At 60.3% G+C, this 19,299-nt stretch carries 18 protein-coding genes and 2 pseudogenes; 8 read left to right on the top strand and 12 right to left on the bottom strand.

The window, feature by feature from the left end; all coding sequences use genetic code 11:
- Positions 1-140 precede the first annotated feature (140 nt).
- Together NKH57_RS30855 and NKH57_RS30850 are read right to left on the bottom strand one after the other, a co-directional pair.
- Complete coding sequence (locus NKH57_RS30855) at positions 141-473, bottom strand: DUF3303 domain-containing protein (protein WP_352949940.1); 333 nt, start codon at positions 471-473, stop codon at positions 141-143.
- Positions 424-1,362, bottom strand: coding sequence for a DUF1194 domain-containing protein (locus NKH57_RS30850; protein ID WP_352949938.1), 939 nt, complete (start codon positions 1,360-1,362; stop codon positions 424-426). The genes NKH57_RS30855 and NKH57_RS30850 overlap by 50 nt, the downstream gene beginning before the upstream one ends.
- A 313-nt stretch (positions 1,363-1,675) precedes the next feature.
- Here NKH57_RS30850 and NKH57_RS30845 point away from each other — a divergent pair, with 313 nt between their 5' ends.
- The gene (locus NKH57_RS30845) at positions 1,676-2,143 is read left to right on the top strand and encodes a hypothetical protein (RefSeq protein WP_352608789.1); all 468 of its coding nucleotides are present in this window, start codon (positions 1,676-1,678) and stop codon (positions 2,141-2,143) included.
- A 192-nt stretch (positions 2,144-2,335) separates the two neighbouring features.
- On the opposite strand, the gene NKH57_RS30840 is transcribed toward NKH57_RS30845, so the two are convergent.
- The 4 genes from NKH57_RS30840 to NKH57_RS30825 all read right to left on the bottom strand — a co-directional run bounded on the left by NKH57_RS30840 (position 2,336) and on the right by NKH57_RS30825 (position 5,151).
- A complete protein-coding gene (locus tag NKH57_RS30840) occupies positions 2,336-2,611 on the bottom strand; it encodes a hypothetical protein (RefSeq protein WP_352735063.1) in 276 nt (91 codons plus the stop codon).
- A gap of 207 nt (positions 2,612-2,818) precedes the next feature.
- The gene (locus tag NKH57_RS30835) at positions 2,819-3,271 is read right to left on the bottom strand and encodes a YybH family protein (protein WP_352735061.1); all 453 of its coding nucleotides are present in this window, start codon (positions 3,269-3,271) and stop codon (positions 2,819-2,821) included.
- A gap of 1 nt (position 3,272) precedes the next feature.
- Positions 3,273-4,100: a DUF1194 domain-containing protein gene (locus NKH57_RS30830; protein ID WP_352735059.1), complete on the bottom strand. Its 828-nt coding sequence runs from the start codon at positions 4,098-4,100 to the stop codon at positions 3,273-3,275.
- Between the two features lie 67 nt (positions 4,101-4,167).
- Positions 4,168-5,151 (bottom strand): DMT family transporter, encoded by a 984-nt coding sequence (locus tag NKH57_RS30825; protein WP_352949933.1) that lies wholly within the window; start codon positions 5,149-5,151, stop codon positions 4,168-4,170.
- Positions 5,152-5,617: 466 nt separating this feature from the next.
- Between NKH57_RS30825 and NKH57_RS30820 the strand changes: the two genes are divergently transcribed.
- The 5 genes from NKH57_RS30820 (at position 5,618) to NKH57_RS30800 (ending at position 9,223) form a co-directional block, all read left to right on the top strand.
- On the top strand, positions 5,618-5,959 hold the full coding sequence (locus NKH57_RS30820; RefSeq protein WP_352949931.1) for a hypothetical protein: 342 nt from the start codon (positions 5,618-5,620) through the stop codon (positions 5,957-5,959).
- On the top strand, positions 5,956-7,098 hold the full coding sequence (locus tag NKH57_RS30815; protein ID WP_352608785.1) for a helix-turn-helix transcriptional regulator: 1,143 nt from the start codon (positions 5,956-5,958) through the stop codon (positions 7,096-7,098). Before NKH57_RS30820 ends, NKH57_RS30815 begins: the two co-directional genes overlap by 4 nt.
- Positions 7,099-7,374: 276 nt before the next feature.
- Entirely contained in the window at positions 7,375-7,767 is a 393-nt protein-coding gene (locus tag NKH57_RS30810) for a hypothetical protein (RefSeq protein ID WP_352949929.1), read from the top strand.
- Positions 7,767-8,117: a helix-turn-helix transcriptional regulator gene (locus NKH57_RS30805; RefSeq protein WP_352949946.1), complete on the top strand. Its 351-nt coding sequence runs from the start codon at positions 7,767-7,769 to the stop codon at positions 8,115-8,117. The genes NKH57_RS30810 and NKH57_RS30805 overlap by 1 nt, the downstream gene beginning before the upstream one ends.
- A complete protein-coding gene (locus NKH57_RS30800) occupies positions 8,114-9,223 on the top strand; it encodes a helix-turn-helix transcriptional regulator (RefSeq protein WP_352949927.1) in 1,110 nt (369 codons plus the stop codon). The genes NKH57_RS30805 and NKH57_RS30800 overlap by 4 nt, the downstream gene beginning before the upstream one ends.
- Before the next feature lie 831 nt (positions 9,224-10,054).
- On the opposite strand, the pseudogene NKH57_RS30795 reads toward NKH57_RS30800, so the two are convergent.
- From NKH57_RS30795 to NKH57_RS30785, 3 genes and pseudogenes are all read right to left on the bottom strand, one after another.
- Positions 10,055-11,827: pseudogene (locus tag NKH57_RS30795) on the bottom strand (adenylate/guanylate cyclase domain-containing protein).
- 322 nt (positions 11,828-12,149) lie between these two features.
- Positions 12,150-12,662 (bottom strand): OmpA family protein, encoded by a 513-nt coding sequence (locus NKH57_RS30790; RefSeq protein WP_352735050.1) that lies wholly within the window; start codon positions 12,660-12,662, stop codon positions 12,150-12,152.
- Positions 12,663-12,672: 10 nt separating this feature from the next.
- Positions 12,673-13,332 carry a L,D-transpeptidase gene (locus tag NKH57_RS30785; protein ID WP_352837317.1) on the bottom strand — a complete coding sequence of 220 codons (660 nt, stop codon included), beginning with the start codon at positions 13,330-13,332 and terminating at the stop codon, positions 12,673-12,675.
- Between the two features lie 283 nt (positions 13,333-13,615).
- Here NKH57_RS30785 and NKH57_RS30780 point away from each other — a divergent pair, with 283 nt between their 5' ends.
- Positions 13,616-15,541 carry an adenylate/guanylate cyclase domain-containing protein gene (locus tag NKH57_RS30780; RefSeq protein ID WP_352949942.1) on the top strand — a complete coding sequence of 642 codons (1,926 nt, stop codon included), beginning with the start codon at positions 13,616-13,618 and terminating at the stop codon, positions 15,539-15,541.
- A gap of 453 nt (positions 15,542-15,994) precedes the next feature.
- Here the strand turns inward: NKH57_RS30780 and NKH57_RS30775 are convergent, their stop codons facing one another.
- Positions 15,995-16,339, bottom strand: coding sequence for a hypothetical protein (locus NKH57_RS30775; protein WP_352949924.1), 345 nt, complete (start codon positions 16,337-16,339; stop codon positions 15,995-15,997).
- A 152-nt stretch (positions 16,340-16,491) separates the two neighbouring features.
- Here NKH57_RS30775 and NKH57_RS30770 point away from each other — a divergent pair.
- Positions 16,492-16,821: pseudogene (locus tag NKH57_RS30770) on the top strand (winged helix-turn-helix domain-containing protein); the annotation flags it as partial.
- A 66-nt stretch (positions 16,822-16,887) separates the two neighbouring features.
- Here NKH57_RS30770 and NKH57_RS30765 read toward each other — a convergent pair.
- Positions 16,888-18,411, bottom strand: coding sequence for a winged helix-turn-helix domain-containing protein (locus NKH57_RS30765; RefSeq protein WP_352949922.1), 1,524 nt, complete (start codon positions 18,409-18,411; stop codon positions 16,888-16,890).
- A 504-nt stretch (positions 18,412-18,915) separates the two neighbouring features.
- Positions 18,916-19,299 (bottom strand): transposase (locus tag NKH57_RS30760; RefSeq protein WP_352949920.1); only part of this gene is annotated, 384 nt, incomplete at its 5' end.

Raw genomic sequence — 19,299 nt, 5'->3', positions numbered from 1 at the left:
ACATGGCGGATCAATTGCAAACTTTCTGGTTACCGGCCCTGTGGCAAAGAACGCTCGACCATTTTCGGAGGGGTGCTTTGCCATTTGCCGGTGACGCAGTGATTGCTGCGCGGCGGAAGCCGAACGCTAAAGCGAATGGTCTACTGACACCGAGTAGGCGTTGAGGAAGGAAGTTCATCCCGCCATTTGATAGCTTCCATCTCGACGCGAACCGCGTCCTGAACGTCGATGACCTGATGCACTTCGAATTGGAACGCCGGGGAGATCGAACACATTTTGTGCATTAGCAGCGGGTCATCTGCCTCGAACAGCATGCTGCCACCCCATTCGCCAACCCGCACCACGAAGGCATGTACCTTGATTTCGCTGGGTATTTCCCAGTGCTGAAAGATCTTCAGGATGCGCTTTTGGACGTTCTCGTATTCAATCGCCGATCCCTGTGGCCGCTCGTTCCAATTTACGAGGTATTTCATAATCTCCTCCCTCAATCTCGTGTGACATCATCGGCTTTGTTCGGTTTCTTGTCTGTTGGAGCCGTCGGTCCTCGTCTGTTGCCGCTCCACGTGCGCGAAGGAAGAATCGGGTCGGGTCAAGTGCCGGTTTCGACGCCGCAAAATCGAACGCCGTAGACATCACCGCTCCCGCAGGGTGTCGCCGCTGATAGGTCTCGATCTGTTGCAGACCGCCCGCGCGGCCGACAAGTCCGGGACGAGCCCCGCTTGAGAGGAATGCCACTTCTCTCGCTAGCTTATATGTGATTGCCTGCCGAAATTCGGCGGCGCTGTTGGCGGTAACCATGAAGGAGCCCGGTCCTCCGATAACGTGCCGCTCGTAATATTCCGGAATAGTCTCGCCATTTTCAACGTCGTGGCCAATTGGCAGGCCATTAATCACGATCGCTTTCTGCAGCGCTCTCCGGCGGCTATCCTCAACTGGAAATCCGTCATTGTTTGTTCCGTCGCCGGAGATGTCGATGATCCTGCGCGACGCCCTGGCCGGAAGTTTGTCAAAGGCGTCGACAGATACATCGATGGCGTACGAGATCGATGTTTTCGAGCCATGCGGACCGCTGTGCTTCCGTTCTGAGTCATCCCGAATGGCTCCCGCGATGAAAGACGCGTCATGCGCATCGGACAGGATCGCCCAATCCAATCGTGTCTCCGAAGTGCCCGCGCTCGACCATTCGAGGTAGGTGACGGCGACCTTGCCTTGTGGACCCTCCTTGATCACCTCCAGCACGTCGGTTGATTCCAAGGCAGATGCGTAGCCCTCCCGCTCCAAGGCTGCCTCGCTCTGGTTGATGGAACCCGACATATCGGCCGCAAGAACGATCGCGACGTCGACTTCATCGGCTGATGGCATGAGAAGCCACTTCTCGTGAGTCTCGCAGGGGCAAGGCTTCTCGACATGAGAAACACCAGGCGCGGGCTGGCCCACGATCAGTGGAACTGTGCTCAACAGTCCCATGCCAAGAACTGTAGACAAGGGTTGCATCTCAATTATCCTTGGGCAGACCGTCCGGTCTTCCGAGACCGTTGACTCCCACGAGCGCGTCGATTCGAGGCACTGTTCCTAGAAGGCCTTTGCCAATTGGTGTGTGAGCGGCTTCGCCTTCCCGAGGGCGCAACGCCCTTCAGCTTCTCGCTCAAAGGATAGCCCTTCGTAGGGACTGCTCATGACCCATTTGGGTCATGAGCAGAAAAAAGGCGCGCCGGAGAATTCGAACCTCACAGTGGACGAATCCAAGAGCGGCGCACGGAAAACTCAGGCGCCGGTCTATGCCGCTAGGATTTCGCTCGACCAGAACCTTCATGACGGGATTGATGCGGGCGCTGGGTTACTATTGACGCAATTGGCGACGCCTTCGCGGAGACGGCGTTTCCGATGGAATGCCGCGATGGAGGCGGTGACTGAACTTACAGGGAGCGCTGGCACAGGGCCACCTGCGGGGCCTACCGCACAGCGTTTCTATGCCGGGAGCCCGGTTGGATCGGTGATCGGCGGAAAGCTTTCCAACTCGATCGGCTCCGCGAGCGCCGCTCTGAACCTCGGCGCTGTCGTGCTCCTGATTTGCCCAGTCATTCTATGTTTCTTCCGCGGTATCGTTGCTGGCCAGAATCGGCTGGCTGTTTCATCGATATAGCGCGAGAACACCAGGCCAAGGATAAGCGTGCCACCCCAACTATGGGCCGGACTTGCGCCCCGAGTTCGGTTGTTCAAGTCGATATTGGCCGGGCTTCATTGTTGACGCTCTTGCTGCCATTTCCCGGTGTCAGGTCGGCCTATCCCGCGCCCCGCCAGCGGCCGCAGGCCACACAGTCGGGACCCAGCCCAGTCAGGCCGAAATGATCGCCCACAGCTGCGTCACCCCCATCGCGAGAACGAGGATGACGGTTACTCCGATGAACAGCGCCGTAGGTATCTGCTTCAGGTGAGCGCCGAAGCGGCTGCCCGAGAAGTCGTCGACCGCATCGTCCAGCATCGCCTTTAAGTCATCCATGGCGGCCTTGGCTGCCAAGACCCCATAAACGGTGATTGCGACCACAATCGTCGCGAGCGCGAACCTGGCGGCTAATCCCGCTGATGGTGCGTACGCCAGTATCGCGAACATAGTCGCGATACTGGCGAAAAAAAAACGATAGCATAGGTCTGCGTCAGATGGGCAAGCCGCGCCGCCGCCGCCGCCAGGTATTGATCAATGGTGAGTTTCGCCATGTGCTCCTCCGGCAGGTGACTCGGTACCGAGCTGCAAATGTACCCCACGAAATTGGCGAGGGTCTCTGATTGGCCATGAGGCGCCCGCCATCCAAGGCTACCTTCATTTCCCGGGATCGAAGTTCCATATGTCCCGGTAGAGTTTCCAGCCGCCGTCCGGTCCTTTCTTCCAGACCACCACATACTTGCCGGCGGCATCCACCAGCTTCGAATCCTTGCCCGGTGCCTTGAGGGAGAAAGTCCCGGACTCGTATGCAAGATTTCGGCATTCCTGGACTTCAAGCGTGGTGAGCGCGAGCTCCGATATGCCCATATCGATCGCGCCCTGCCATAGCTTCTGGATATTCTGGCGGCCGTCGACCCGCGCCATATCTGGCGGGAATGCGGCCGCATCATCCGCGTACTTCGACGCGACCCCGGCTGCATCCTTACTGTTGTATGCCTTCACGAACTCGGCATTGGCGGCTTCTATGGCTTGTTTCACAGACTGGGCCTGGGCAGATCCGAGGCAGAGCGTCGTGACCGCGACGACCAAAAGACAATGCTTGACAATCATTTCATCCTCCCGTGTTCCGGTCTCTAGTTACTCCCTGTTTGTATGTTACCACGTTCATACCGACCTCGATGACCAGCTTGCGGCGAAGGGCAGCTGCGTAATCGCGCGGCCCCGTCAGCGATATGGCGAAAGCTTGGGAGCCGCCGATGACGGACCGGGCGAAGTAGGTTGCCAGTGGTTGCTTGGGATCCTCCTCGTCCGGCGGAATCGCTATCGCGTTGATCGTGTATCCCTTGTCAATGGCGTTCTGCCTGCTCGGCTGAACGGGAAGCCCGTCGTTGTTCTCGCCGTTGGAGGAGATGTCGATCACCTTCCTCATCGCGTTTCCCGGAAACCGATCAAGCAGAAGGCTTCCAACGTCGATGGCCGCCGAAACCGATGTTCCGCCCCGGCCGCGACGGATATAGCCGGTGTCGCCGCTCGTTCTGATCACCGCCGCGGCTGCCTTGGCATCTTCCAATCCGCAGATACGGGTCCAGGGCAGCACGGTGCGAGCGTGGCCGACGCTTGACCATTCAAAATATGCCACGCCGATGCAGCCAAGGTAGTTATCGGAGATGGCGCCGATGATCTCGGGCGAGGTGAGTGCTGCGGCATGGCCCTCGCGTTGCAGGTCGGCGGTCCTGGGGTCGATCGACGACGAGAAATCCACGGCGAACACGACCGCGACGTCTACATTCAGCATCGCTCCATCGACGTTGGCACTATGTGCCGTCGGACACCAAAACGCCGCGGCTGTGAGCGTTGCCAGTCTCAGCAATGAATTGGCCCGCTGTCCCGGGTCCGAGTGAGACCTGGACCTCGAATCCTGATGATGGCGCCCGACCATGTTACCCAGCTCAAAGACAGACCGTTTTCGACGCGCCCGACCACGGCTGGCAGGATTAGTGAGGGCGTTACCGGGAAGGGTCATGGAATGCCTCCTCGTGACCTGGATTGGCGGTGGCAGGAGTGCCCCAGCCCCCCGGGGCGGCTCCGAAGGCGTCGAGAGCGCTGGGGTCAGTTCGCAAGGGCAGGCGTGCCATCGGCATGCGGTTCGACATCGCGACCGAAAGGATCGAGCCGAGAATGATCGCGGCGCCCAACGCGCCGACGGCAGAAGACCGCTCGCCGAGGAAGATCGCCGCAGCCATGGCGCCGAAGACGCTTTCGGCGCTGACGATCACGGCGGCATGGCTGGCGGAGGTGAAGCGCAGGGCGGCAATCAGTATGCCGAAGGCGAGCGCGGTGGAGAAAACCCCAAGCACCAAGAGTTCGGGGGCAGCTTCGGAAGCCGCTGTGAATGAGAGGTTGCCGTGCACCGCCCCGAGCGGAAGGGCGAAGGCTGCTACGCCGAGGAACTGTGCGGCCGCGGCCGTGAGCGGACGCGCATGGGCCTGCATGTGTCGGCCAAGCTCGACCGTCCAGAGCGCATAGCAGCCGGCCGACAGGATGGCGGTGAGATCGCCGCCGCTGAAACCGGCGATCCCGCCTGACAGAAGCAGGCAGCCGATCACGGTCGATCCGGCGGCGAGTATGAGACCCGCCGTTGGACGTTCGCCGGCGAGCAGCCAGGCGGCCAGGGGCGTGATCACCGTTGCCGTGCTGATCAGGAAGCTTGCATTCGTGACGGTGGCGCCGAGATAGCAGAGCTGCTGGAGCACGATGGAGACGGCAAACAGCGCGACCACCCGGACCAGACTGGAAAAATGGCCGGCGCCGGCAGGCACTCGCCGTTCGGTCAGGGCGAAGGGTAGCACAAGCAGTCCGCCAATCAGGCAGCGCAGGCCAACGGCGCTCAGCGCATCGAGGTGATCGAGCACGGTCTTTTGCGCCACATTCCCGAAGCCCCACAGAGCGGCGGCGAACAGGAGAAGCAAGTTGGCCGTGAGCTTCGACATTCGCCGCCCCCCGGAGCCCAACCTGGGCTAGGTTCAGTAGTCTCGGCAAAGCTTCTGTTGTTGGGCCGGATGTCGTCAGAGCAGCCATCATGGCGCTCAGCTTCTCGTCCCGGCCGACTAATAGAGGAGGGTACTTCCTCCGACAGAATGGCTCATGACCCAAACGGGTCATGAGTGGAAAAAGACCCGGCGCTGAAGTTAACTTCAGTAAGTCGCTCGCCGGAAATGGAGCGGCATAAACCGAATAAAAGGCATGTAAAAGCTGGACAGAAAAATAAAAAAGGCGCAACCTTCAAATACTTAATGGGGGTTGAGGGGACAACCCCTGAGTAGTATTGGCCAAATTATCAACTGAAAGTGGCTACCCTTTCTGGATAGTGGCTACCGATTCTGGATACGAATTGGGGATTTTCGGTGGATTATTTGCCGTAGCGCCATAGGCAACAGTCTGTGGGGGAGGTGTTTTGTGTCTCCAGCGTTCGATTTTGCTGTCATCCAAGACTGTCAGGTCGAAGCAGCGCTTGATCCGACCCGGCGGGATAAAGCGATGGAGCGGGCGGCGAAGGCCACCGGAAGCCTCGGCGCGTTGCCTTTCGATGTCCACGATCCTTTGCCGATCCTGCCGCGCGCACGCTCGGCGTCTCGCGCAATTGAGACTCATGCCAATGGCTGGCGGATTGAAACCGATGGGCGTTCCCGCGAGTCCCGGTCCCGAAACGCCGATTTGAGCCTATCCGCAAAGATACGGACCCGGGCAATCGGTCACCTCACGATGATCGCAAGGAAATTCGCGAAGGTGTGGCCATGAAACAGGAGCGGGTAAACAAGGCCGTCGACGCCTGCTACGAGGCGATCCTGACTCCCGAGACCTGGCCTGACGCCCTTCACGGACTGGCGCGCTCGCTCGACGCCGCGTGCGTTATGTTCTATCCGCGCAACCCCGACAGCAGCAGCAATGATCCTCGGAGTCCCAATCGGTCGCTGCTCGAAATGCCGGCCTCGCACGACTACCGAGACCTCTTGCAGGAGTATATTAAGAACAACTGGTTCCTCAACCACTACCGGGCCGAACGAGGACTGCCCCTGCTTGACGCGGGCAGAACCGTGGTCATCGAAGACGACCTGTCCACGAAAGAGGACCGAAGGCGCCTTCGGCAATACAACGAACTCTACCTGCCTTTCGGATTTCCCGGCTTCGCGATGATTGGCTGCAATGTCGAGGGCGCGCCATGGGCCGTGCCGATGCTGAAAGGCCAGGGTCAGGGCCAGTTCACGCGGGATGACGCGCGATATCTGGAGACGCTGGTTTCCCATTTTCGGCGGCTGATCGCACTGTCCGAGCGCCTGGTCTCCTCGCGGGGCAAGGTCAGCCTCAACGTCCTCGACATCTCGAGCGCCGCGTTCCTCCTGGACTGGCGCGGCCGGGTGGCGCAGCTCAATTCAAGGGCAAGCCAGCTGCTGCACGCGGGGCTCTCGATCACCAACGGGCACCTCCACGCCATGCATCACGAGAGCGACATCGCCCTCCAGCGCGTCATCGGAATCGCCACGCGGACGCGTTCGTCTACGGCGTTGAAGGATATTGGACCGGTCGCCCTCGCCAGGCCTGGCAGCCGCCCGCTGCTCGTCGACGTGCTGCCCAGCATCGGGATCATAGCCGATGCGTTCCAGTATGCGAGCGCCATACTCATCGTGTCGGACCTCGACGAAAGACCTCTACATTCCACGGACCGGCTGCGAAACGCCCTCCGATTAACGGCAGCAGAAGGGCGCGTCGCAAGCCTCTTGAGCGCCGGGCACGATATTGGGACGATCGCGGACACGCTGAAGCTTGCGCGCGAGACGGTTCGCAATCAACTGAAGAGCATATTTTCCAAGACCGAGACCAGCCGACAGGCGGAACTGATGTCTGTGATGTCCAGGATCTATCCCAACCACCCGGGGTGACGGTCCGACCGAACGGAGACCCTAGATCTGCCGATGGCACTCTTTGAGGAAGGAAGTCCGTGGGTACTCCCCGACTTAGGTGCAACGCTAGAATGAGCCGATTGGGGATCGAGGACGGTAATCATCGACCGTATCTATGAGGCGGCGATCATTTCGGAGCTGTGGTCGGAAGTACTCGACAATCTAAGCCATGCAATCAGTTCTGCAGGAGGCATTCTGTTTACCGCCAGTGCCGGCGAGATCCGCTGGACCAGTTCTCCCGGCACCGCGGAGTTCATGCGCGCATTTGTTGACGGCGGTTGGGACAAGCGCAATTCGCGGGCGACGCGCTTAGCCCCCATGAAATACCCTGGGTTCGTGCACGACCTCGACATCTTCACCAAAGAAGAGGTCGACCGCGACCCGTTGTACACTGAACTCTGTCGCCCTAAGGGAGTAGGCTGGGCGGCGGGGACCATCATCGATGTCCCCAACGATGACATGATGGTCTACAGTTTCGACCGTGCCGTCGAGGCCGGACCTTGTGACCGCTTCGCTATTGATCTCCTGGACAGCTTGAGGCCGCATCTGGCGCGTGCGGGCATTATGGCGGCTAGGCTTCATTTGGAACGTGCGAAATCGGCGTTTTGTCTTTCGCATCGCTCGGGCTTAACGAGGAAAAAGCGGTGATGCACCTGCTCCCCCTCCGTCGCGCCGCCCATGATATTTTCAACAGTGCAGCCTGCATCGCCCTCGTTACACCGGTCGGCAAGCTCAATCCGCCGGCGGAGGCGCTCCTGAGCGGACTCTTCGATCTGACGCAGGCGGAAGCCAGGATTGCTCATGCTCTCGGGTTTGGACGCACCCCCCGTTCGATCGCCAAAGATCTCGGCATCAGCTACGAGACTGTTCGCAATCACCTCAAGACGGTCTTGGCGAAGACCGGGTCCCACCGCCAGGCTGACTTGCTGGGGTTGTTGGCGGGCACGTCGCCTCCTCGCTCTGAATCGGACCACATTCGCCCGGAATCGCTGGCATGAGCCGATTGGGGGTAGAAGGCAGCATCATCGACCGAATCTACGAGACGGCGTTCCTTCCGGAGCTGTGGGTCGATGTGCTCGATCGGATCGCTCTCCTTGCGCGCTGCGACGGCGGTTTTCTGTTTTCAGTCGACGCACAGCAGCGGGTCCGGGCAGTGACCTCGGAACGATACGGTCCGCTGCTCGACGCATATGTCGCCGGGGGCTGGGGCGCGCGCAATATTCGGGCGCCTCGCCTGGCAAACATGAACTATCCGGGGTTTGTCGTTGATTACGATGTCGTCACGCCCCACGAAGCCGCCACCGATCCATTTTACGACTACTTGAGAAAATACGGAGGTGGCTGGGGCACGGGTACAATAATCCCCATGCCAACTGGCGACTTGGTTGTGTTTGATATCGAAAGGTCCGGCGACAAAGGACCGTTGGACCGGTCGGTTCTTACTTCGCTCGACCAGCTTCGGCCGCACTTGGCACGTTCGGCTCTTATGTCGGTTCGTCTTGGCCTTGAGCAGGCACGCGCGATGAGCGAAGCGTTGGGCAAAATAGGTTTACCCGGAGCCGTACTTCGTGATGACGGAACAGTGCTCTCCACCAACCCTTTGATGGAAGCTTTGGACAAGCAGTTTATTCCGCTTGCAAGGGGGAGACTTGGTATGTCGCATCGGCCCGCGCATGATCTGTTTCATGCTGCAGTGGCCGAATTTACCTGGAATGGCTCGGGTGTACATTCGTGCTCGATTCCCATCCCGGCGATCGACAACTCTCCTGCATGCGTTGTCCATCTGATACCTGTTAGAAGACGAGCACGGGACATTTTCTCGGGCGCAGCGATTTTGCTGGCGGTAACCTCACTAGCAAAGCCTGATACTCCTCCCGCCCATGTACTTAATGGGCTTTTTGATCTTACTCCTGCGGAGGCGAACGTCGCGAGACAGTTGGTGGGGAGGCATAGCGTGGGGGAGATCGCAGCAACGAACTGTGTATCGCGCGAGACAATTCGCAGACAACTCAAATCGGTACTGGAGAAGACCGGGACCAAAAGACAGGCGGAACTAGTGGGTCTTCTAACCGGAGTTCAACTCCCGCGTGGGACATCACCTTAACTCTTCGGCGAATATGCCCTAAGTTTGGGAACTCTAATTGTACCCGAACAGGAGTTGTGACTTCAGGCCAAAGATGAGCTTCTAAATGCTACAGGCAGATATGCAGGAACTCCATGCGGCAGTTGCAGAGGCCAATAGCAGCGCGGAAGGGGAATCGAAGATCATGACTAGCGCTCGCCAGCCGGCAGACGGGCTTCGTCACTCACGCCGGTGGGAGCGGTCCGGCACCCTTGTCGGTTTGGGTGACGTGAAGGAGCAAGGCACCAGGCCGGTAGGTCCGGTATGGCTAGATGTTTAGTTCCGGCATGTGGTGGAGTGGATTGAGTTTGAAGCGTTCGGGCTCCGCCATGCCCCTGCTGCGGCGGACGCATGATCGTCATCGAGGTGTTCGAACGCTGCAGGCAGCCGCGCGGAGCGCCGGGCGCACGGACGACGAACCGGGAGACCGCCCCATGACCCGGCATGGCCGTTTGGCCACACGACCGCGCTACGCCGGCTCGGGTCAACGGAAACGCATGTGCGCTGCGCTGCGGCGCCAGTCTCCCGGTGCCCAAACCCCACCGTCGTCATCGCGACAGGCCCCCGACCAGGCCGGAAAGCTACTTCCTCGACATCCTGACAGCACCGAACGCGGACGTTCGCGATAGGCGCTGGCACAGCCCGAAACACAAATCCCCATAGCTCACCGCCTGCTGCCCGTCGGTTCCTGCATGAGAGGCTTTCGTACGCCTGACGGCACCCGAAACCCTTCAGCGTTCCCGCCTGGCACGGAAGCAGTAGGTCCGCTTGTGGTGCAGGGAAGAACGATTGCGGACGTCGATGCAAAGGAGCCTAGCCCTTTTCCCTTGCGTCATTCTCAGCAGAATCTAAATTCGGCCGCACAATCCCTTGCGTCTCAACATTGTAGACGCGAACGTGCCCTTCGAGGCCTTTGAACTGGCGAGTACCGAGGTCAACGATCGGCGTGCTGCCAGGCAAATGGCGCGCCACGGAATAATCGATAAGGATTTGTCCATCTTCAGCGGACGAACACAGCCTCGATGCCAAGTTCACGACATTGCCAATTGCGGTGTAGTCAGCGCGGGCCTCATAGCCAATTCGACCCACCGTTGCCCACCCCATAGCGAGCCCCATGCCGAAGCCAATCTTATAACCACGTTGTCGCCACCCAGATATGAGCTCTTGTGTGGAATCCTGCATGTCGACAGCCATTTTTACGGCATGAAGCGCCGGCCCTTCACATGGAACCGGGGCGTTGACGAGAATCATCAATCCATCCGCCGAAAAACTGGTCAGCGTTGCTTCATACTTGGTGATGATCGCGCCGAGCGCCTCATAGTACTCACGCAGGACCTGCATGAGGTTCTCAGGCTCAGCGTGCGCTGAAAATGCAGTAAAGCCACGTAAGTCGCTAAAAACAGCGACTACTTCTGCGCGCTGTCCAGCGAGCATTCGCTCGTCACCGGCCTTCTCTACGAGTTCCGCAACCTGTGGTGCAAGGAAGCGCTTCAACCGCGTCAGTCGCTCCGCGCGGTCCCGCGATGTGGCAAGTTCCTGCGCCATTTGGTTGAACCGAGCAGCCAACCGCTCAAGTTCGTCTCCAGTGGAGATGTTGATCCGGTGATCGAACTGTCCAGCACCGATCTTGAGAGCGCCTTCCTCCAACAGGAGGATAGGCCCGCTCATCCGTCTGGCAAGCCAATATGCGAGCACCGCCGCAAGGACTGTGGCGAGGAACAACAACCCGCCGGTCCGCCACAATGAAGCGTATAGAGGTGCAAAAGCCTCTGCCTGCGACTGCTCGACAACTACCGTCCAGCCGGCCGCGGTAACCGGCGCGCCAGCAGTCACAACGCGTTCATTCTCGGCGTTGCGGCTCGCAATCGCAGTGCCGCCTGCGGCAGCGATCGCATCCTGCAATTCGCGCAGGGCCAACGCTGCTTTCTCGTCGGCGCCCTGCATCACTTTGCTGATCGCGGGGTGAGCGATGATGCGGCCGGCCTGGTCGATGACAAATCCCTGGCCGCTGCGGCCCACGCGGATTTCGGAAACGATGAGCCAGATAGGCTTCAGACTGATTTCGGCGATGACCGAGTTGGCGACGACCAAATTGTCGTAACTGGCCATCGCCATGGTAATGGAGGGTTCGGAACCCGGGCGATAAATGACTGGGCCGTACCAGACCTTCGCCGTCCTGACGCCCACGACAGCGGGATCGCCTGAGCGATCCGCCCCGCTTTCTGTCCTGTTTTTGCCAGTGCGAGAGATGTGCAGCCGCTCCGCGCCAGTACCGTCGACAATACTGATGCTGAGGATTCCCGAGGCCTGGTGCATCGCTCGTACGGCAAGAAGCCGGAGCTGTTTCACGCTGGCCATATTCGACCCTTCCGGGGGGATCGTCGAGCCGAGCGCAAGCTGGATGCTGTCAAGAAAGCTCTCAATTTTGACGGCCGCCGATGTTGCCTCGGACTGCAGCAGGGCACTGAGGATCGCATGCTGGTCGACATAGCTGAACTAAGTGTTGCTGATGCCACCGGCGGCCATCGGAAAAATGGCCGCCGCGAACAAGACTAGAAAATACTTCTGAAATAGCGATCGACGCATGCATGCGGCTTTGAGATTGGAGGAAGGTCTCCCACGTGACGCGACCCGACCATAGGTCGCGACAGCTCAGTCCCAGAAAGGTATCCTAAATTATTGCGTCTTGGTATGGGCTGAGCCGTTCCCACTCATGGTCGCGTCTCGTGCCTTCCACGGGGTTGGATAAAGGAATGTTTCCCCGATCGGGGAGAGTCGCAATCACCACCCTCAGCTTGATGGTGTCCGCTTTAGGGCAACGACGAACTTTGCCCGTTAGGCCGAAATGCGGCGAAAGCAGCCATGCCGCCGTCGCATTGTGAGACTCTGATTTGGTGACAAGCAGCCCCTACGACTCGTCCCTCTCATCGCGCAAATTAGACACAACGCGGCGGTTCTGCGACCTGCAGGCGGCATCGGGGCAGTCGCGGACGAGCCTGTCCTTGCCGTAGCCCTTGGCCCACATGCGGTTGCGGTCTATGCCGGCGGCGGCGAGGTAGTCCATCACCGCATCGGCGCGCTGCTTCGACAGCGCCGTTTCACTTGCGCCTGGATCGTCGGCGAAACCCTGCAGCTTGAGCAGCCAGCGCGGATGCTTTGCTAACCAGGCGATCTGGGTGTCAAGGGTGGCCTTGGCGACAGAATCGAGCGCGGCCGAACCTTGCGTGAAATAGGTGCGGCGGCCGACATTGAGGATAAAATCCTCCTCGCTGCCCGGCTGCACGTTCTGGAAACCGGCAATCTCGGTGTTGGTGACGTCGGGGGTAGGAGGGGCCAGCGTGTTGCTGGTCGAGCAGGATGCGGCCAGCACCAGCAGGCCGGCGGCGAGCAGCCGGCGTGTGGTTTCAATCATGCGGTTCATGATGCGCCAATCATTCGACAGTGGTGGAAGCGGGCGCCTGGTCGGCGATGTGCGGTAGGACCTCCACTGCGGTGCCGATCGGGCACCGCTGGTAGAGGTCGATGATGTCTTCCGGGAACATGCGGATGCAGCCGCTGGAAGCGTCGGTGCCGATGCTCCATGGCTCCAGCGTGCCATGCAGGCGGTAGCCGATGTCGGCGCCGTCGCGGTACAGATAGAGCGCGCGCGGCCCGAGCGGATTGTTGGACGCGCCGCCTGCGACCATGGGCGGCAGGTCCGGCTTGCGCTTACGCATTTCGGGGGGCGGGACCCATTGCGGCCACAGCGCACGGCGGTCGATCGTCGCGCGGCCGTACCATTTGAAGCCGTCCTTGCCGACGCCGACGCCGTAGCGGATGGCGGTCTTGTTTTCCATGATGAGGTAGAGGAAGTGGTGGCGGGTATCGACCACGACGGTGCCGACCGGCTCGCTGCTGAAATACTTGACGATCTGGCGATGCCATCTCTTGTCGATCTTGGCGAAGTTGGTCTTGCGATAGACAAAATTGTTGTCGCTGGCGGTACCGGCGAAAAAGGATTTTGCCGTCGCGGCTTGAACAATATTGCCGGTTGCACCGACCGCGACTAGCGCCAGGCCGCCGAGCACGACACCCCTGCGCGATAAAACCATCGGCAATCCCCCATGCCGTAAGCCTGACGGACCATAGTCGAGAATTATTTCGCCTCAAAGTGGAAAATGCTGCAGTTGGGGCCGTAAGCGGAATGGCAGCTTCCAGGATGACTGGGCAAGAAAGCCGACCCTTGCGTGCGTAGTGCGGACCGCTTTGCGCCAGAAGCGACCTTCCGACCAACTGGGCTATTGGACGACTTCCTGGCTATAGCAGGGCGGGCCTCTCGTCAGGGCGCTGGGTTAGGTGTACCATTTTAGCTATGTTGGGTCCGGGGGCCGGATGATGATCGTCCCTCCATTGAACCGGAAACTGTTGGCGATCCTGGCGGCCGATATGGTCGGCTACTCAAAGGCGATGGAGGCCGATGAGCCCGGCACCATTGAGCGATTGAAATCCGTTCGTGCCGAGCTATTCGACCCCGCCATCTCCCAGCACCATGGCCGCCTCATCAAGCTGATGGGAGACGGCGCGCTGGTTGTCTTCGAGAGCGTGGTCGACGCGGTTGCCTGCGCAGCGCAGATCCAAAGCGCGGCGGCCGCGCGCAATGCGGGAATGCCGGAGCCTCAGCGCATTGTCTTCCGTATCGGGGTCAATCTGGGCGATGTGGCGCTGGTGGACGATGATGTCTATGGCGATGGCGTCAATGTCGCCGCGCGATTGCAGCAACTCGCTGATGCTGGCAGCGTGATCGTGTCGGGCACAGCCTTTGACCATCTGCAAGGCAAGCTTGATTGGTCCCTCGATTTCGCTGGCGAGCAACAAGTAAAGAATATCAGCCGTCCGGTGCGGATGTACCGGCTAAGGCTCGATAGCAAGCGGCCGCGCTGGACCTTGCGTAAGGCGATGCCGCGCTGGGTTGGGACGGCGGCGGCCATCGCGCTATTTGCTCTGCTGGGCGGCGGGACATGGTGGTTCTTTCATTCAGCTGCTCTGGGTGCCAAGCCGTCGGTCGCAGTGCTGCCCTTCAACAACTTTGGCGGCGACGAGGCCACCGGGCGCCTGGCCGATGGCCTCACCGAGGACATCATCACCGATCTCGCGCAGTTTCCCGAACTCGACGTCGTGGCACGCAATTCGACGCAAGCGTACAAAGGCAAGTCGGTGGATGTCCGCCAGGTCGCGAGTGCGCTCGACGTCGGCTATGTGCTGGAAGGCTCGATCCAGCGCCAGGGCGGTCGGCTGCGGATCACCGCGCAGTTGATCGATGCACAGACCGGCAACCATCTGTGGTCGGAGCGATGGGACCGGCCTGCTGAAGACGTATTCGCCGTGCAAACCGAGATCGCCGAGCAGGTCACCAACCGTCTCGGCAACGGCGTGGGGCTGATTCAAGGAGCGGGGCGGGCTGCAGCGAAGCGTAAACGGCCGGACAACTTGACTGTCTATGACTACTATCTGCTCGGAACCGAAAGGATTGAAAAGATTACCGTAGCGGATGAGGAGGAGGCCATCAGGCTGCTCAACCTCGCTGTCAAGCTGGACCCGGAGTTCGCCCGCGCCTGGGTGGAGCTCTATCATGCTCATAACATATTGGCTGGCTTCGGTATCAATTCCGAAAGCGAGATCAAGGCGGCTGCCGATGTGGCCGAACGCGCGGTGCGGCTCGATCCGAGCGACGCCGAGGCGCACGCCGTTTTTGGCATGAGCCTCAAAGACAAGGGCGACAACGCCCGCGCCAAGGTCGAGCTGGACACGGCCCTCCGCCTCGCTCCCGGTTCGGCCGAAATCCTGACATTCTATTCCGGCTTTGCGTCAGGCTTCGACGAACCCGAACGCGGCGCTCAGTTAGTCGACCAAGTTATACGGCTCGACCCGAATTACCCTATGTGGGCAACTGCTTTCTACTCCACTGCCTATTTTATGGCTGGCCGCTATGAGGACGCCTTGAAGATGCTGGAACGCAAGACGCCCGATAACTACGGCAAATGGGAATGGGTGATGCGTAGCAGCTCCCTGGCGGCACTGGGTCGAATCGATGAGTCGAATGCTTCGGTTAGGGAAACTCTCAAGCACTACACGGATTTGACCGTCGAGGGCATGGTCAATGAATTCAGCTTGAGCAAGACGGAGCGCGGTCGTTTCATCGAGACAATGCCGCTCGCCGGCTTTCCGCTTTGCGCCAAGCCCGGAGCGCTGGCAAAACTCGCCAAACCTGTGCGGCTGCCGGAATGCGAGGCGGGGGAGGCGCAGCCTCTTGGGCAGCCATAGAACCAGCTCGGCGCAGAGGGAGACGTGAGTCGCTGATCGCGCCGGTATTGGCGGGCCGCTGTCGCCGTGATGACGCATATGGTTGTGACGCCGGGCGAAGCTCCCGCTAGCGAACGAAGAAACTTAGTATGTCCGGAATTGGGCCGACCGCGGACCGGCAGCTTCTAGGCTGCAGACGTTAGCAAGCCGACATTCCGGGCTCCGCGAAATGCTCCGCCTGCGACCTCCCAACTGTAGGTCTAGTCGGCACTCCGGGCCGGCGCGAGACAACCACATCAGCAAAGCGTCCGAGCGTGGCGAGCATAGCAAACGCCGAAATCCCCCGTGGCCTAGCCCTTGGTCTTCCCGATGCTGCGTTGGATCGCCGAACGACTGCATGACTTAGAAAAAGTCCATATTACCCTTAGGAGCGCCTTCCGCGGGCGCCATAGGATGCGTCCGATGCCTCGCAAATCAAAATCCGTCGGGAGGAGCAAAGAAGCAGTTTGCGTGATCTTCGGTTGGGTGCAAGCAAATGTGAAAATGGCTGTCTCCGGACGGAATGGTGTCGCCATACGGAATTCGGAAAAAGTGTTGCCTTGTGACGAGGTGATGGTCGCCCGGATTGAGCAGCACTCTGAAACCATCAGGGCCGGTGCTCACACTGGTATTCGGAATTTCTTGGCAATCGCCTCTCTCTTGGTCGCCTCCGCAGCAAGCAGGTGGATAGGTCCATCCCGATTCGGTGTCGTGGGCGTCAGCGCCATTCCAGCAAGACAGTATCGCTAGGGCAGCTGAGAAACACCAAGCGCGATTCATCTGTCGTGTTCCGGCGGACAGCAGGTGGCAAATCCGCCGGCAAGTGTGAGCGAAGTCCTGCCGGATGTAACGAAAGGACTCCGATCAAAGGGCGATATTTTCCCGATCGGCGTCTTCGTCTGGCCCGTTTCGGTAGAAGAGCGTTTGCTAATATGGACGCCCGCGACTCATCGACGCTGACCCGAGAAGCGGAATGGACGTTTGGAAACGCCAAGTTTCGCTTCAAGGGACTGACTGCTGACTTCGATGCCGGCGTCTTGCACGCCGCCGATGGCAGAGACACCGCACTCCGCCCTCAAGCCTTCGCCGTGCTCGAGTACCTCTCAAAGCATCCCAACCATATCGTCTCCAAGGAAGACCTGATGCGCGCGGTTTGGGGAGGCGTCGTCGTCACCGAGGACAGCCTCGTTCAATGCGTGACCGACATTCGCCAAGCATCGGGAGACAACGACCACCCGCTGTTAAAGACAGTGCCGAAACGCGGCTATGTCTTAGTGCAAGAGCCGTCGTCGGGCGACCTGCGCGCGGTTCGGTCCGCGCTGGCTGGCTCATTCAGGAAGCCCTGCCGTTCGCAAGGCTGTTGCCAGCGCGTCCATCAAGTACGGCCGGAACAGGCTAGTTCGCACGTAGCCGCCGACCGAGAAATTCGGCGCCACCTCGATCAGTCGTGTTGCCGCAGAGTGCGCGGCTTCGACATTGCCAAGGCCGACGTGGCTGGCCGCCAGATAGGCGTACGGGATGCTGAAGCCGGGATTGGCCCGGACCGCCAGAGCGGCGTATCTGGCCGCGTCGGCAAAGGCGCCGGCAAAAAGGTGGGTCAGGGCTAGTGCGCAGTAGGGATGGTAGCTCAGCGGATCGTCGAGCGGGCTCAGCCGCAGCGCTTTGTGCGCATGTTCCACCGACCGCTGGTGTCGCTCGCTGTGGGCACTGACCAAAGCGCTGAAGCCAAAGGCTAAGGCCGAATTGTGGTTCAATGCGAGGGCCCGGTCGAGCACCTCAACGGCGGCGTCGTAGTCCCGGGTGAGGTTGGCGGGGACGAACGCGCCGATGCTCATCGCCTGCGGGTCGTCGCTGTTGATGCCTAACGCAATGTCGGCGTGGTTGAGTGCGGCCGCCTTGTCTGCGGGATCCAAACCGTTGCGGAGGTAGCGCTGCTCGTGACACCATGCGGCGTAGCCATGCGCAGCGACATAGTCCGGCTGAAGCTCGATCGCGCGCGCCAGCAGTTGCAGGGCCTTGTCGGTCTCGACGGGCGTGTTCGCATGCGCGTGCGGCAGGGCCCGAAGGTAGAGATCGTACGCGTCCAGACTTTCGGGCCGCTTGCGGCGCGCGCGGTCGATCTCCGCACGACGGACACTCGGTTCGATCGAGCCCACGATCTGCTCGGTCAACTGATCCTGGAGATCGAACACGTCCGTTGCCGCGCCCTCGAACCTGTCGGCCCAGATATGAGTGGCCGATGCGCCGTCGACAAGCTGGGCATTCAACCTCAGTCTCCCCCCGGACTGCCGCAAGCTGCCCTGCAGCAGGTAGCGAACGCGCAGTTCAGCGGCGATTGTGCGTGGATCGGCTTTCTCGCCCCTGAAGTCGAAGGAGGAATTGCGTGCGATGACGAACAGGCCCGGGATCTTCGAGAGGTTGGTGATGATGTCCTCGACCAGGCCATCGGCGAAGTAGTGAGGCTCGTCGCCGCTCATGGTGGCGAACGGCAGCACGGCGATCGAAGGGCCGCCGAGCGCACTCTCGTCGCCACGCTCCAGCGACAGGCGGTAGCCCCGCCGCGAGACGGTGGCCAAGACCGCATGCCGTTGGTCGCCGAGCGCTCGCCGGATCTCGTGGATGCATTGAACGAGACTGTCGTCGGTAACGGCGGCGCTTCCCCAGACGGCTTCAAGCAGCTCGGCCTTGCTGACCAGCCTGTTCGCGTTCTGGACGAGGTGGCGAAGGACCGCATAGGCCTGCGGCCTGAGGGCGATTGTGTCGCCATCAACAAGACGGAGCGTCTCGCCTTCCAGGTCAACGACAACCTTGTCGTTGAGGACAAGGGTGGCAGTTGCTGGCGAACCGACCATGACGATCCCCACGTGTGACGGATTCCGTCGCTAGCATACACTAGGAGTTCGCCGACGGCTCTCCATCCTTTCAGGGCTCTGGCCGGCGCAATTTCGGCAAACGATCGGAACTCGCCCGTTACTCGGACGAGGGTCGTCGCAACGAAGCACGACCGCGCAGGAGGGAATAAACGATGTCTCCCACCCGATCTTGTCCGGTCGCTCCGCGATCGCGCGTGACGCTCCTGGTAGCCGCCATTTGCGGTTCGGTGCTTCCCAAGGTCGACCGCGGCGGGTGAGTGTGATTTTTTATGGAATGAGGGCCCCGTTTTGGAGTGCGCCCCTGAAACCCTTGATAAGACCCCTCTCGCCCCAGTCGCTAGCAAGAATCATTTGGCACGGCAGCTTTGGAGAAGTTTCATTGGCGCCTGGATGACCGATAATGCGGCGCATCGCCGCCAGGCAGCATTTGGGGCCGAAAGCCGAAGGGCCGCTTCCGGGACGTGCAGGACTGTCCGGGGAAATTTATTCATATATGAAGGCCATCTGATTGAGGGAGGATCGGTCTCTTGGTCGGCTCGGATTGACCGGCGGCGGCTTATCGATGGCGTTTATTTTTCGCCGCCCGAACAAGTATTGGGCGACCAGCTCTGTGAACCGCAGGATTGGAATGGCGACACCTCGGGCGCGCGCGACGATGCGCAGCAGTGCATAGGCGATCATTGCCGCGAAGAGCTGCAGGCGGATTGCATTGCCGTTGTTGCCCAGGAACTTGCCGATCTTGAGGTGCTGCTTGATCCAGCGGAACAGAAGCTCGATTTGCCAGCGGCCTTTGTAGAGCTGCCCGATCTCGACTGCGGAGCGCTCCATGTCGTTGGTCAAAAGCATGATGGTGTCGCCTTCCTGGCG

This window comes from Mesorhizobium sp. M1050 (assembly GCF_040318715.1).
In the GTDB taxonomy this organism is placed as follows: Bacteria; Pseudomonadota; Alphaproteobacteria; order Rhizobiales; family Rhizobiaceae; genus Mesorhizobium.
Note: the sequence above shows the minus strand (reverse complement) of the source record. Positions and strands in the feature narration are given on the sequence as shown.

Bases quoted from the DNA above. Each gene is read 5' to 3' on its own strand.
- NKH57_RS30855 (WP_352949940.1), bottom strand. From the start codon at position 473: ATGAAATACCTCGTAAATTGGAACGAGCGGCCACAGGGATCGGCGATT.
- NKH57_RS30850 (WP_352949938.1), bottom strand. From the start codon at position 1,362: ATGCCATCAGCCGATGAAGTCGACGTCGCGATCGTTCTTGCGGCCGAT.
- NKH57_RS30845 (WP_352608789.1), top strand. From the start codon at position 1,676: ATGACCCATTTGGGTCATGAGCAGAAAAAAGGCGCGCCGGAGAATTCG.
- NKH57_RS30840 (WP_352735063.1), bottom strand. From the start codon at position 2,611: ATGTTCGCGATACTGGCGTACGCACCATCAGCGGGATTAGCCGCCAGG.
- NKH57_RS30835 (WP_352735061.1), bottom strand. From the start codon at position 3,271: ATGATTGTCAAGCATTGTCTTTTGGTCGTCGCGGTCACGACGCTCTGC.
- NKH57_RS30830 (WP_352735059.1), bottom strand. From the start codon at position 4,100: ATGGTCGGGCGCCATCATCAGGATTCGAGGTCCAGGTCTCACTCGGAC.
- NKH57_RS30825 (WP_352949933.1), bottom strand. From the start codon at position 5,151: ATGTCGAAGCTCACGGCCAACTTGCTTCTCCTGTTCGCCGCCGCTCTG.
- NKH57_RS30815 (WP_352608785.1), top strand. From the start codon at position 5,956: ATGAAACAGGAGCGGGTAAACAAGGCCGTCGACGCCTGCTACGAGGCG.
- NKH57_RS30810 (WP_352949929.1), top strand. From the start codon at position 7,375: ATGCGCGCATTTGTTGACGGCGGTTGGGACAAGCGCAATTCGCGGGCG.
- NKH57_RS30805 (WP_352949946.1), top strand. From the start codon at position 7,767: ATGCACCTGCTCCCCCTCCGTCGCGCCGCCCATGATATTTTCAACAGT.
- NKH57_RS30800 (WP_352949927.1), top strand. From the start codon at position 8,114: ATGAGCCGATTGGGGGTAGAAGGCAGCATCATCGACCGAATCTACGAG.
- NKH57_RS30790 (WP_352735050.1), bottom strand. From the start codon at position 12,662: ATGAACCGCATGATTGAAACCACACGCCGGCTGCTCGCCGCCGGCCTG.
- NKH57_RS30785 (WP_352837317.1), bottom strand. From the start codon at position 13,332: ATGGTTTTATCGCGCAGGGGTGTCGTGCTCGGCGGCCTGGCGCTAGTC.
- NKH57_RS30780 (WP_352949942.1), top strand. From the start codon at position 13,616: ATGATCGTCCCTCCATTGAACCGGAAACTGTTGGCGATCCTGGCGGCC.
- NKH57_RS30775 (WP_352949924.1), bottom strand. From the start codon at position 16,339: ATGAATCGCGCTTGGTGTTTCTCAGCTGCCCTAGCGATACTGTCTTGC.
- NKH57_RS30765 (WP_352949922.1), bottom strand. From the start codon at position 18,411: ATGGTCGGTTCGCCAGCAACTGCCACCCTTGTCCTCAACGACAAGGTT.